The organism is Bacillus amyloliquefaciens DSM 7 = ATCC 23350 (assembly GCF_000196735.1).
Classification (GTDB): domain Bacteria; phylum Bacillota; class Bacilli; order Bacillales; family Bacillaceae; genus Bacillus; species Bacillus amyloliquefaciens.
The window spans coordinates 2,700,180-2,712,938 of record NC_014551.1; the positions used below are offsets into that span (position 1 = coordinate 2,700,180).

The following is a 12,759-nucleotide window of genomic DNA, read 5'->3' on the forward strand; positions in this document are numbered from 1 at the left end:
CTTCCTTATATTCATTTCTCGTGTCCATTCAGTGTATCACGAACATTTGTTTTTCTCCATTCTCAGCTTTTGGCAGATCAAAAAAAGGCGATTCCTCTTTAAAAAGGAATCGCCCTGCCGTAACGGCCGCTTTTGGCTTACAGATGTTTGTTTACAAGCTCTTCAAGCGCTTCTTTCGGTTTGAAGCCGACAGATGTTTCAACGACTTCTCCGTCTTTTAACACAAGAAGTGTCGGGATGCTCATTACGCCGTATTTACCGGCAGTTTCTTGGTTTTCATCAACGTCGATTTTGACGATTTTCAGTTTGTCTCCCATTTCTTGATCAAGCTCTTCAAGAACGGGCGCGATCATTTTACAAGGTCCGCACCAAGGAGCCCAGAAATCCGCCAATACGACCCCTTCACTTGTTTCAGCTGAGAACGATTGATCAGTTGCTTTTACGATAGCCATTTGTTATTCCTCCAATGTCAAATGATGATTTTTAGTATAGCATCTCCCATTCGTTCATGCTAATTTAATGCTTATATTATTTTCTCCCGAACTCCTCTGAAATAATCTTCTTTATATGGTGTATGATAACCGATCAGCAGGCATTCAAAACTTAAGATGGATCAGCAGGCAGCGTAATTAAAACTACCGCCATCGGAGGAAGCTCGGCCTCAAGGTTTCCGCCCTTTTGAGTAAATCCGGAAAACGGCTTCGGTTTGACGTTTTCCGGGCTGCTGAATGTATTGCGGGCATTCATTTTTTCCGCATGCAGAATCGTTCCCGAAGGCTTCCCTGTCTTTTTCATGCCCCGCAGCTCAATCTTCACGTCGGCTTTTTGCAGATGATCGATATTGCAAATGCTGATATGTATGTCGCCGTTTTGCTGTTTGGACGCTGAAATGCTGACCTGCGGGAGCCGGCCGTCTTTCCATTCGTACCCTGCTGCTTTTGTTTCTGATGCCAAAAGAGAAGCGTCATGATGAACCTTAAACATATCAAACACATGATATGTCGGCGTCAACAGCATCTGTTTCCCTTCTGTCAGGATCATTGCCTGAAGCACGTTGACGGTTTGCGCGATATTGGCCATTTGTACGCGGTCTGCGTGCTGATGAAAAATGTGAAAATGCGTGGCGGCGACAAGCGCGTCGCGGATCGTATTCTGCTGATACAGAAAGCCCGGATTCGTGCCGGGCTCAGGATCAAGCCATGTGCCCCATTCATCAATGATCAGACCGACTCTTTTTTCCGGATCATACTGATCCATGATGGCGCTGTGCCTTGTGATCAATTCATCCATATGCGCCGCTTTTTTCATCGTGATGAACCATTCATCTTCCGTAAACTCCGTCGCTGATCCTTTTCCCTTCCAGAAGTCGCCCGGTATTGTGTAATAATGGAGGCTCAGCCCATCCATAAGATCTGCGGCTTTTTTCATTAAGGTTTCGGTCCAGCGGTAATCGTCGACATTCGCGCCGCCGGCAATTTTATAGATTTCATTACCGCTGTAATTGCGGACATAGGTTTGAAAATTTCTGTAAAGGTCGGCATAATACTCAGGATGCATGTTTCCGCCGCAGCCCCAGTTCTCATTTCCTATTCCGAAATATTTCAGCTTCCATGGTTTTTCCCGCCCGTTTTCCTTTCTCCAGTCGGACATCGGCGTGCCTGCTTCAAATGTCATGTATTCAATCCAATCAGCCATTTCCTTAACCGTTCCGCTGCCGACGTTTCCGGCGATGTACGGTTCGCAGCCGAGCAGTTCACAAAGCATCATAAATTCGTGCGTGCCGAATTCATTGGAATCAATCGTCCCGCCCCAATGGGTATTCAGCATTGTTTTGCGTTTCCCTACGCCGTTTGCCCAATGGTATTCATCAGCAAAACAGCCGCCGGGCCATCTGAGAACGGGGATCTGAAGCTTTTTGAGAGCGGAAGCGACATCTGTCCTGATCCCGCCGGTATTCGGGATATCGGAATCTTTTCCGACCCAGATGCCCTCATATATACCTCTTCCTAAGTGTTCCGCGAAATGTCCGTATATATTTTTGTTAATGGCTGCTCTAGTGATATCGGTTTGAATAACTGCCGTATTGTGAGACAAACTTGATCATTCCTTTCCCATAATAAGAATGAAAGCACTACAGTCAATCTTTGTATCTGGGATGTATGCTGAAAGGATAAGTTTGTAAGCGCTTTACAGAAAGCTTATTACATTGGTTCGGACATGTCAATCTATTATTTTATCAATGTATAATTTGTACGAACCAATTATCCCAAAGCAAAACCCTCTGACAAAAGATCCAGAGGGTTTTGATTATGAATGAATATTGGCATTTTTAAATTCCTGAGTCAGAAGCGGAACCACTTCGAACAAATCGCCGACAATTCCGTAGTCCGCTATTTTGAATATTTCCGCTTCCGGGTCTTTGTTAATGGCAACGATGACTTTACTGTTTGACATTCCCGCCAAGTGCTGAATCGCTCCGGAAATTCCGCAGGCAATATACAAATCCGGTGTGACGACTTTTCCCGTCTGGCCGATCTGAAGAGAATAGTCACAATAGTCCGCGTCGCAAGCGCCGCGCGAAGCGCCTACCGCTGCTCCCAGCACTTCGGCAAGTTCTTTTAACGGTTCAAACCCGTCTTTGCTTTTGACGCCGCGGCCGCCCGCAACGATAATTTTCGCTTCTGACAGATCCACGCCGTCCGCTGTTTTTTTGACTACTTCTTCAATGACCGTCCGCAAATCTGCCGCCGGCGCCGCAAGCTCTTCAATATCACCCGTGCGGCTCGCGTCTTTTTCTAACGCCTGAATGTTATTCGGACGGATTGTCGCCAAGATGAAAGGATCGGTTGAAATCACCTGTTCAAAGGCTTTGCCGGAATAGATCGGTCTTGTAAAAACGATGTTGTCCCCGGTAACGCTTACATCCGTACTGTCTGAAATCAATCCCGTTTCAAATCGGGCCGCAAGCTTCGGTGACAAATCTTTTCCCATAGAAGTGTGGCCGAAAATGACCGCATCAGGCTTTTCATTTTCGATCAGATCCCCGAGAACCGCGGCATATCCGTCTGCTGTATACTGAGAAAGCCCCGGTGTATCAGCCGTAAATACTTTGTCGGCGCCGTAGTGAATGAGTTCTGGTGCTGCATCAGCCGCGCCTTTTCCCATCAGCACGCCGATTACATCTCCTCCGCCGGAAATGGTTTTGCTTGCGGCTATAGCTTCAAAGGTGACGTTCCGTAAGGCGCCGTCACGAATTTCTCCGAGTACGATCACTTTTTTTCCCATTCTGACATCCCCCAGTTTCTTTAATATCAGTTTATACGACTTTGGCTTCTTTTCTCAGCAATGATACAAGCTCTTTCGCCTGCTCGGCGGCTTCTCCTTCGATCAGTTTGCCCGCTTCTTTTTGCGGCGGCAGAAAACGTTCGATTGTTTTGAGCTTCGGAGCAGCATCGTCCTCATCAATGTCAAGGTCATCGAGCTCAAGTTCTTCCAGCGGTTTTTTCTTCGCCTTCATAATGCCCGGAAGCGACGGATAACGCGGCTCGTTTAATCCTTGCTGCGCCGTGATGACCAAAGGAAGAGAAGTTTTAATGATTTCGGTATCCCCTTCATTGTCTTTCTCTGCAACAGCTTCATCGCCGCTGATTGTCAATTTTGTAATCGTTGTGATGCAAGGAATGTTTAACAGTTCGGCAAGTCTTGGCGCCACTTGGCCGGAGCCGCCGTCGATCGCCACATTTCCGCCGAGAATCAGATCATATTCCTGATCTTTGAAATAGTGATATAAGATCGTTGAAATGGAATATTGGTCAGGATCGCTCAGGTCATCTTCAATATTGATTAACACCGCCTGGTCGCAGCCCATCGCAAGAGCTGTTCGCAGTTCTTTCTCCGCGTCCTCTCCGCCGACGGTTACGGCGGTAACGGTTCCGCCGTGCTCTTCTTTCAGCTGAATGGCTTCTTCAATGGCGTATTCATCATACGGATTAATGATAAATTCGGCTCCGTCCTCCTGAATCTTTCCTGCTTCAATGACGATTTTCTCTTCTGTGTCAAACGTCCGTTTCATCAGTACAAATAGATTCATATTCTTATCCCCTTTATCTTCGCCCACCGAATTGAGGCTTTCTTTTTTCGAGAAATGCCTGAATGCCTTCTTTTGCGTCATCTGATGCAAATGCTTCCCCAAAGCGCTTTGCTTCAAGCTTTAAGCCGCCGTCATAAGAATAAACCTTGTTTGTATAAAGGAGCTCAAGCAGGGAAGCCATCGACTGCGGGCTTTTTTCCGCAAACTTGCCTGCGAGTGTTTTCGCCTTTTGCAGCAGCTCTTCCTCATTTTCGGCGCCTATGGTGACAAGCCCGAGGCTGAGCGCTTCTTTTCCGGTCACAGGTTCTGACGTGCCGATCATTTCAAGCGCTTTCGCCGTGCCGACGTACCGGGGCAGACGCTGCGTCCCGGCAAAGCCCGGGATAATGCCGAGATTCAGCTCGGGCAGGCCGAGCTTTGCATCCAATGTAGCGATTCTGATATGACAGGCCATGGCAAGCTCCAGACCGCCGCCAAGCGCAGCGCCGTGAATCGCTGCGATAACAGGCTTCGGAAACCCTTCAATTTTTTCCATCAGCTGCTGGCCTTTATCCGCCATGGCAGAAGACTGCTCAAGATTTTCAAGCGACGTAAATTCCTTTATATCGGCGCCCGCCGAGAAAAATTTCCCCTCACCGCGAATGATGATGCTTCTGACGCTGTCATCTGTTTCATACCGGTCGAACAGACCGGACAATTCGTCTAAAATCGCACCGGACAGCGCGTTGGCCGGCTGATGATCAATGGTGATCACCGCGATAGATTGTTCTACCGCCACTGAAAGGCTGTTCATCCGTCAACCCCCTTTAGTTTTGATGAATCCCTGACACCAACAGTTCCAATACCTTGTCTGACAAATCCGGAAGATCATATTTCTGATCGTTCATCACCCACGTTGTCACTGTTTCATCTATCGTCCCGAATATCATCTGCCGGGCGAGGCGGACGTCGAGATTGTCTTTCCATTCGCCCGACTCAATTCCTTCGGTCAAAATGGTGTCGAGCATGTTTAAATAACCTTTTAAAATGTCATTGATTTTCAGGCGCAGCTTGATATTCGACTGTCTGAGCTCAAGCTGGGTCACAATCGCGAGGTGGCGGTCATTGCCGAGCAGTGTGAAATGCTGCTTAATGACGAGAGCGAGTTTTTCTTTTGCCGTCGTTTTTTCTTTCACTTCTTCTTCCATGCGTTCAATGAACTGGCCCATCTTTTCTTTAAAAAGAGAAATGAGTATATCCTCTTTGTTTTTGAAATATAAATAGATGGTGCCGTCCGCAACGCCGGCCTGCTTGGCGATTTTGGATACCTGTGATTGGTGATAGCCGTTTTCCGCTATGACTTCTACTGCTGCATCAATGATCTGCATATACTTTGGCCGTTTTTGGTTCAATGTCATCGTTCCTTCCTTCAATAAAAATGAATGACTATTCACTCATAACTTCATGATAAAAAGGAATCCGGGTTTTGTCAAGTTTTTCTTTTAAGGCACTTTGTTTTCACGGGAAGCATCTGTCTCTTCGACTAAGCGTCTTCTCAATATTTTTCCTACGGCCGTTTTCGGAAGCTCTTTTCTGAATTCGTAAAGCTTCGGGACTTTGTACGGCGCAAGCCGCTCTCTTGCAAATGCGTCAAGCTCATCGGCATCTGTCTCGGCCCCTTTTTTCAAGACGATAAATGCTTTCACCGTTTCCCCTCTGTAGGAGTCCGGCACGCCCGCTACGACGATTTCCTGAACGGCTTCGTGCTCATACAGCGCCTCTTCCACCTCTCGCGGGTAAATGTTGTATCCGCCGGCAATGATGATGTCTTTTTTCCTGTCGGCGATGTAGAAAAACCCTTCCTCATCCATGTAACCCATATCACCGGTAAACAGCCAGCCGTCTCTGATGACACGCGCCGTCTCCTCTTGTTTGTTCCAATAGCCTTTCATAACCTGCGGGCCTTTTACGATCAGCTCGCCGTGTTCATACGGCTCCGCAAGCCCGTCTTTTTCTTCTGAATATATTCCGGCATCGGTATTGGGCCAAGGACAGCCGATGCTGCCGGGTTTATTTTTTCCCCAAATGAAGTTTGAATGAGTAACCGGTGATGCCTCAGATAACCCGTAGCCTTCCACAAGCTTTCCCCCGGTCACTTTTTCAAATTTCTGTTTGACTTCGACCGGCAGAGCAGCAGAACCGCTCGGACAGCTTTTGATGGACGAGAGATCATATTTGTTCAGTTCAGGATGATGCAAAATGCCGATGTAAATCGTCGGTGCCCCCGGAAAAACCGTCGGCTTCAGCCTGTCGATTGTTTTTAGGGTGTCCAAGGGATTAAATTTAGGAAGAAGGATCATTTCACACCCCTGCATGATGGAAAAATTGAGCACGGCGGTTAATCCGTACACATGAAAAAAAGGTACGATGCCGAGCACCTTTTCGGCTCCCTTTTTCATTTTGTACATCCAGGCGGCGCACATTTCTGTATTGGCCTGAATGTTCCGGTGCGTGAGCATGACGCCTTTCGGATAGCCGGTTGTTCCGCCCGTGTATTGAAGCACGGCAATGTCATGCGCAGGGTCAATATCCGATAGCTCCGCTTCCTCGGCTTTTTCTTCTTTTAAGATGTCCGCTAAGCTGTGAATCTGTTCGTGGCCGTCATAATCAATATGCACCTGTTGTTTTTGGGTGAGCGTATAAAGCATATTTTTCGGAAACGGCAAAAAGTCTTTGATACTGGTTGTAATAATGCGCTCGACGATTGACAACGTTTTCATTTTTATCACCTTCGGAAACAGCATATCGAGGGTGATGATCACACGCGGCGCACTGTCTTTCAGCTGATACTCAAGCTCGTGTTCCGTGTAGAGAGGATTGGTTTGAACAACAATGCCGCCGGCAAACAATACACCGTAAAAAGCGATGACCGACTGCGGACAATTGGGCAGCATAATGGCCGCTCTGTCACCTTTTTTCAGACCTGTTTTGCGTAAAAAAGCGGCAAGCTTTAATGAATCTGTGAGAACGTCTTGGAATGTGAGTTTTTTTCCGAGAAAATAAATGGCGGTATGGTTTGGGAATTGAGCTGCGGAGTTTGTCAGATTGGATGGCAGGGTTTGATCGGTAAATTCAAGCTCATGCGGAATCTCTTCGGGATATTGAGAAAGCCATGGCTTTTCAGACTGCATAAAACCTCTCCCTTCTGTTTTTCCTATACGCTATTATTATAGCAGAAGGCTGATTGGAATTGGAAAGCGTTTCATGTGAATTTTGACGTTCAGGAGGTGTTGTCTTTGCTGGAAACGATGCATTTTGAAGAGGGAGTTCCTATTCTGCGCCAGCTGCCGAAGCCGTTTACTTCAGCCGCCTTTTTGTTTCATCCCTTTGTCCGAATGCCGGATGGGTGGGAAGAGCAAAAGCGCAAGCGGCCTTTTGAACATATTTATCCGAGCGATGAGGAGATCATCACAATGGGCAGACCCGTTTCCTGGAATACCGTCATGACCATTTGCGGACTGCGCTCTGAAAAAGAGACCGCGCTTGCGCTTATGACCGCTGTCATGGCGCTGCGGGATGAATATGCACAGCCTGAATCCGCCGAGCTGCTTAATCGGCTTTATCCTGCGGATCTGTACTTGCCGAGCGATGATGTCACTTCGCCATTTTTGATTCCGGGGCTCTTAGACGTGTTCCGTTCAAAAGGCATTGAGCGCTGCATTTATTATGAGCCGGTCGAAGAGAAAGGTATATTTTCGCTCAATCAAACGGCGCCTTTGGATGTATGCGGACTGCTGCAGGCCGACATGATCATTGCCGATGAAAAGCGCCGCGCCGCTTTTTTGAGTATGTATGATTCTTTCACGACACTCTTTCTCATGGAAGATCAAGACATGCCGTCTGTAGTCCGCGCCATGAATTGGGAAGCCGTCATTTGCTCTGATACGACCTGCATAAACTGGTTTTCTCAATAAAAAAGGCCGCCGGGTTTAGTTCGGCAGCCTTTTTTCAGTATTAAGATGTCATGACCAGATAAATAAGTCCGATGAACAGAAAAATTCCCGCTGCCGACAGCAGCACTTTCGCAAGCTTCTCCATTTTTCCCCGTCCCCTTAAATCCCGGCGGCCACCACAAATGACAGGCCGACTGAGATGACAAATGAAATAAAGCCGACAGCTCTGTTATCTTTTTCAATTTCTTTATCAATTTTAAACCGGGGCGTCAGAAATTCAAAGATAAAATAGCTGATTAAAAGCATAATAAATCCGTATACGCCCCAGCCGATCATTTGCAGCAGCGAATTATGCTGGGCGATGCTGTGCTGAAAGACATTTGCGATCCCGAGAATTTTCCCTCCGGTCGCCATTGCAACCGCAAGATTGCCTTTTTGAATTTCCACCCAGTTTTTATAGGATGTTACCAATTCAAACACGGTCAGAAAAATGACAAGACACAAAACGGCTACACTGTAATAAGCCGCGATTTCAACAAGCTCATTTTCCCAAAAAGCATTCATGACGTTTACTCCCTTTTTATTTTAGTTCGACAATCGTTACGCCTGATCCTCCTTCTCCCGCTTCCCCGAACCGCGAGCTTTTTACGCTGCGGTGGTTTTTCAGAAGATCCTGCACCCCTTTTCGGAGGGCGCCCGTGCCTTTTCCGTGAATGATGGACACTCTCGGATAGCCGGCAAGCACCGCGTCATCTAAATACTTTTCGACGTGGCTGAGGGCATTTTCGTAACGCTCTCCCCGCAGGTCAAGTTCAAGGGACACGTGATAATCCTTCCCTTTTACGGCGGTGATGGCTTTTTCTTTTTTCGGTTCAGGAGCGGACTTGAGAAACTCAAGATCTTTTTCCTTCACCTTCATTTTAAGGATGCCGATTTGGACATTCCATTCTTTCTCGCCGGTTTTTTCAAGCAGCGCCCCTTTTTGTCCGAATGTGAGCACCTTTACTTCGTCACCCGGCTTCAGCTCGCGTTTTTTCTCTGTTTTTCTTTCCGGCTGCTTTGATTTTTCAAAAGCCGGCATCGCGTCTCCGAGACGTTTTTTGGCATCAATCAGCTCGTGTTCCTTAAAGGATCTGTGTTCTTGCTTGATAGACCGGAGCTCGCGAATGATCTGTTCCGCTTCTTTTGCGGCGTCTTCCAGTTTTTCCGCTGCTTTTTGTTCGGCTTCTTCCATCAGTTTGTCTTTCTGAGCATTCAGCTCAATGATTTGCTGCTGCAGCTCTTTATGCAGTTTTTCTGCTTCTTTTCGGATTGATTCGGTTTCAGAAAGCTCTTCATCCGCTCTTTTTTTACTTTTTTCAAGTGACGCGATCATCAGATCGACTTCATTGTGTTCGGCGGTCATTTCTGACTTCGCCTGGCCGATGATATGCTCCGGCAGGCCGAGGCGTCTTGAGATTTCAAAAGCGTTGCTTCGGCCCGGCACTCCGATCAGGAGCTTGTAGGTCGGCGAAAGCGTTTCAATATCAAATTCAACGCTTGCATTCATGACGCCTTGTCTGTTATAACCGTATGCTTTCAGCTCCGGATAATGGGTTGTCGCAAGCACTCTGGCGTTTGTGCGGTGGACTTCGTCAAGAATGCTCATGGCAAGCGCCGCCCCTTCCTGCGGGTCTGTTCCGGCACCGAGTTCATCAAACAGCACAAGACTGTTTTCGGACACGTCTTTTAAAATACTGACGATATTGACCATGTGGGATGAGAACGTACTCAGGCTTTGTTCGATCGACTGTTCATCACCGATATCGGCAAAAACATGATCAAATACGGCGGCTTCCGATCCTTCATCAGCCGGTATGTGCAGTCCTGCCTGCGCCATTATCGTCAGCAGCCCGAGCGTTTTTAACGTAACGGTTTTACCGCCCGTATTCGGACCCGTGATAACGATCGTCGTATAATCTCCGCCCAGTTCAATGTCGTTGGCCACGACTTGATCTTGAGGCAGCAGCGGATGGCGCGCTTTTTTCAGACGGATAAAGCCGTCTCCGTTCATAAACGGTTTTGTCGCCTTCATCGCTTTTGCGTATCTCGCTTTTGCGAAAATGGAATCCAGCGTCTGCAGCACTTCCACATTTTGAACAATCTCTTGTGTGTGTTCAGCCGTATGCTCCGTCAGCATCCGGAGAATCCGTTCGATTTCCTGTTTTTCTTTCACCTTCGCCTGCTGAAGCGAGTTGTTCATATCGACGATCGCCTGCGGTTCAATAAACAGCGTCGCACCTGATGAAGAAGTATCATGCACGATCCCGCCGTAGCTTGATCTGTATTCCTGTTTGACCGGAATGACAAAGCGGTCATTCCGAATCGTAACGATCGTGTCAGACAGCATTTTTGAAGCGGAAGATGAACGCAGCATCGATTCAAGCCGGTCTCTCACTCTTGATTCAAGCGTTCTGAGCTGCGTGCGGATTCCTCTTAAAGCGGGAGATGCATGATCAAGCACTTCGCCGTGATCATCAATGCAGGAATTAATCTCCCTTTCCAAATCGCCCAATGTAATCAGCTCTTCTGCATGGGCCTGGATCAGCGGAATGCTGACGCCGTCTTCTGTCATTTGACTGATAAAGTGCTTCATTTGCTTAACGGCATACAGCAGCCCGGACAATTCGGTGAATTCCGCCGGGGTCAGCACGCTGCCGATTTCCGCCCGACGCAAAGCCGATCTTATATCGGTCAGACCGCCGAACGGAGCATGGCCTCTTAAGCGCATGATCGCGGATGCTTCTTCGACTTCATCCAGCTGTTTTTGGATGTCGGCGAGATCAGTCAAAGGCTTCAGCTGCAGAAGCTTTTCCCGGCCGAGCGATGAGGCGGCATGTGCGGTAATCTGTTCTTTTACTTTATGAAATTCAAGTGATGATAACACTTTTTGCTGCACGGTTTTGTGGTCCTCCTTACTTAATCATTGCGCGTCAGAAATGCTTTGACCTCATGTAGCGGCCGGGCGTTTAAAACATTCTTTGTTTCTGTCCAGCCTTTGCGCGCAGCGGTCACGCCCGTTTTCATGTCATCGAGCATCTCTATATTATGGGCATCCGTATTAATGACCAAAGTCACGCCTTTTTCGTTTGCTTTGATCAGATGCTCAGTCCGTAAATCGAGGCGCGCGGGGTTTGCATTCAGTTCAAGCGCCGTATTTGTTTTGGCGGCGAGTTCAATCAGCATGTCGATGTCGACTTCATAGCCGGCCCGTCTTCCGATCAGCCGTCCCGTCGGGTGGGCGATAATATCCACGTGCTTATTCGTCAGCGCCTGTTCAAGCCGTTTCATAATGACATGTTCCGGCTGGCTGAAGCTTGAATGAATAGACGCGATGACAAGATCCATTTCAGACAGGACACTGTCATCATAATCAAGTGAGCCGTCGGGGAGAATGTCCATTTCCACGCCTTTAAAGATATGGAAGTTTTCAAACTCGGCGTTCAACGCGTCAATTTCTTCCGCTTGTTTTCTGAGCCGTTCGGCCGTTAACCCATTGGCCACCTTTAAATATTGGGAATGATCGGTGATCGCCATGTACTGATAACCTTTTGCCATACACGCTTCTGCCATTTCCCTGATAGAAAAAGCGCCGTCACTCCAAGCTGAGTGCATATGGAGATCGCCTTTTATCTCTTTTTGCTCCACAAGGTCCGTTTCTTCCCGATACGTGTCGACCTCCTGCCCGCTTTCTCTGAGCTCCGGAGGAATAAACGGCAGACCGAAGTGGGCGTAAAAGGCTTCTTCGCTCGGGAAAGTTTTGACTTCTCCCGTTTCTATCGTTTCAACCCCGTATTCGCTGATCCGTTCACCGCGCTCTTTTGCCAGCTGGCGCATTCTAATGTTGTGATCTTTGGAGCCCGTAAAATGATGCAGTGTGGTCGCAAACTGCTCCTCTGTCACAAGCCGGAAATCCACACTCGTCTCATATTCAAAGGTCAGGATGACTGATACCTTTGTATCCCCGCTCGCTATCACGTCTTTTACGTTCGGCAGGGACAGAAGCTGGTCTCTGACAGCCGCCGGGTGATCTGTGGCGATAATGTAATCCAGATCTTTTACGGTTTCCCGCGCTCTTCTGAGACTGCCGGCACGGGAATATTTCTGAATATCCGTCAGCCCGGCCAAATGTTCTTCAATCACTGAAGCAATGCTGAGCGCATAGCCGATCGGAAAACGTTCAGGCTGTTTTCCGGCTTCTCCGAGAGCCTGGAGGATTTTCTCCTCTGTTTTTTTGCCGAAACCGGCGAGGCCCTGTACTTTTTTCTGCTCGCATGCTTCTTTCAGCGATTCCGCGTCATGAACGCCCAGCTCTTGATACAGCTTGGCGATTTTCTTGCCGCCGAGGCCCGGAAGCTTCAACAAAGGAACCAAGCCTTCAGGGACTTCTTTCTGCAATTGGAGAAGCGTGCCGGACACGCCTTCCTGCATATATTCACGAATGACGCTATAAGTGCCTTTTCCGATGCCGGATAAAGACATCATGTCGTCGATTTCCGACAGGCTGCGGTCATCCTGCTCAAGCGCCGCTGCCGCTTTTCGGAAGGCTGATATTTTAAACGGGTTGTCCCCTTTCAGTTCCATATAGACCGCAATCGTTTCAAGCAGCCTGATAATATCTTTTTTATGCATACTGTTAACCCCCAGTCGTTTCCTGCTTTTCATCATACAAATTTTTCTCCTCCTGCACAACTGACG

The 12,759-nt window shown here is 48.0% G+C and carries 11 protein-coding genes; 1 reads left to right on the forward strand and 10 read right to left on the reverse strand.

Annotated features, from left to right (window positions below; all coding sequences use genetic code 11):
- Nucleotides 1–137: 137 nt before the first annotated feature.
- The 7 genes from trxA to BAMF_RS33915 form a co-directional block, all read right to left on the reverse strand.
- Entirely contained in the window at nt 138–452 is a 315-nt protein-coding gene (gene trxA / locus BAMF_RS33885) for a thioredoxin (RefSeq protein ID WP_003152560.1), read from the reverse strand.
- Between the two features lie 151 nt (nt 453–603).
- Nucleotides 604–2,094 (reverse strand): alpha-N-arabinofuranosidase, encoded by a 1,491-nt coding sequence (locus BAMF_RS33890; protein ID WP_013353104.1) that lies wholly within the window; start codon nt 2,092–2,094, stop codon nt 604–606.
- Between the two features lie 213 nt (nt 2,095–2,307).
- The gene (locus BAMF_RS33895) at nt 2,308–3,285 is read right to left on the reverse strand and encodes an electron transfer flavoprotein subunit alpha/FixB family protein (RefSeq protein ID WP_013353105.1); all 978 of its coding nucleotides are present in this window, start codon (nt 3,283–3,285) and stop codon (nt 2,308–2,310) included.
- Between the two features lie 31 nt (nt 3,286–3,316).
- Entirely contained in the window at nt 3,317–4,090 is a 774-nt protein-coding gene (locus tag BAMF_RS33900; protein WP_013353106.1) for an electron transfer flavoprotein subunit beta/FixA family protein, read from the reverse strand.
- Nucleotides 4,091–4,103: 13 nt separating this feature from the next.
- Nucleotides 4,104–4,883, reverse strand: coding sequence for an enoyl-CoA hydratase (locus tag BAMF_RS33905; RefSeq protein WP_013353107.1), 780 nt, complete (start codon nt 4,881–4,883; stop codon nt 4,104–4,106).
- A 13-nt stretch (nt 4,884–4,896) separates the two neighbouring features.
- The gene (locus BAMF_RS33910; protein ID WP_014470798.1) at nt 4,897–5,481 is read right to left on the reverse strand and encodes a TetR/AcrR family transcriptional regulator; all 585 of its coding nucleotides are present in this window, start codon (nt 5,479–5,481) and stop codon (nt 4,897–4,899) included.
- Nucleotides 5,482–5,571: 90 nt separating this feature from the next.
- Nucleotides 5,572–7,260 carry an AMP-binding protein gene (locus tag BAMF_RS33915; RefSeq protein WP_013353109.1) on the reverse strand — a complete coding sequence of 563 codons (1,689 nt, stop codon included), beginning with the start codon at nt 7,258–7,260 and terminating at the stop codon, nt 5,572–5,574.
- A 105-nt stretch (nt 7,261–7,365) separates the two neighbouring features.
- On the opposite strand from BAMF_RS33915, the gene BAMF_RS33920 reads away from it, so the two are divergent.
- On the forward strand, nt 7,366–8,043 hold the full coding sequence (locus BAMF_RS33920; protein WP_041481662.1) for a DUF2711 family protein: 678 nt from the start codon (nt 7,366–7,368) through the stop codon (nt 8,041–8,043).
- A 138-nt stretch (nt 8,044–8,181) separates the two neighbouring features.
- On the opposite strand, the gene BAMF_RS33925 is transcribed toward BAMF_RS33920, so the two are convergent.
- From BAMF_RS33925 to polX, 3 genes are read right to left on the reverse strand one after another with little or no spacing between them, the layout of a single operon-like run.
- Nucleotides 8,182–8,586, reverse strand: coding sequence for a DUF350 domain-containing protein (locus BAMF_RS33925; protein WP_003152541.1), 405 nt, complete (start codon nt 8,584–8,586; stop codon nt 8,182–8,184).
- A gap of 16 nt (nt 8,587–8,602) precedes the next feature.
- Nucleotides 8,603–10,960 carry an endonuclease MutS2 gene (locus tag BAMF_RS33930; RefSeq protein WP_013353111.1) on the reverse strand — a complete coding sequence of 786 codons (2,358 nt, stop codon included), beginning with the start codon at nt 10,958–10,960 and terminating at the stop codon, nt 8,603–8,605.
- Between the two features lie 20 nt (nt 10,961–10,980).
- Complete coding sequence (polX, locus tag BAMF_RS33935; RefSeq protein WP_041481738.1) at nt 10,981–12,693, reverse strand: DNA polymerase/3'-5' exonuclease PolX; 1,713 nt, start codon at nt 12,691–12,693, stop codon at nt 10,981–10,983.
- Nucleotides 12,694–12,759: the final 66 nt, after the last annotated feature.

What these genes read in the sequence shown, in the direction of transcription:
- trxA (WP_003152560.1), bottom strand. Translation starts at nt 452, where the DNA reads ATGGCTATCGTAAAAGCAACTGATCAATCGTTCTCAGCTGAAACAAGT.
- BAMF_RS33895 (WP_013353105.1), bottom strand. Translation starts at nt 3,285, where the DNA reads ATGGGAAAAAAAGTGATCGTACTCGGAGAAATTCGTGACGGCGCCTTA.
- BAMF_RS33900 (WP_013353106.1), bottom strand. Translation starts at nt 4,090, where the DNA reads ATGAATCTATTTGTACTGATGAAACGGACGTTTGACACAGAAGAGAAA.
- BAMF_RS33905 (WP_013353107.1), bottom strand. Translation starts at nt 4,883, where the DNA reads ATGAACAGCCTTTCAGTGGCGGTAGAACAATCTATCGCGGTGATCACC.
- BAMF_RS33915 (WP_013353109.1), bottom strand. Translation starts at nt 7,260, where the DNA reads ATGCAGTCTGAAAAGCCATGGCTTTCTCAATATCCCGAAGAGATTCCG.
- BAMF_RS33925 (WP_003152541.1), bottom strand. Translation starts at nt 8,586, where the DNA reads ATGAATGCTTTTTGGGAAAATGAGCTTGTTGAAATCGCGGCTTATTAC.
- polX (WP_041481738.1), bottom strand. Translation starts at nt 12,693, where the DNA reads ATGCATAAAAAAGATATTATCAGGCTGCTTGAAACGATTGCGGTCTAT.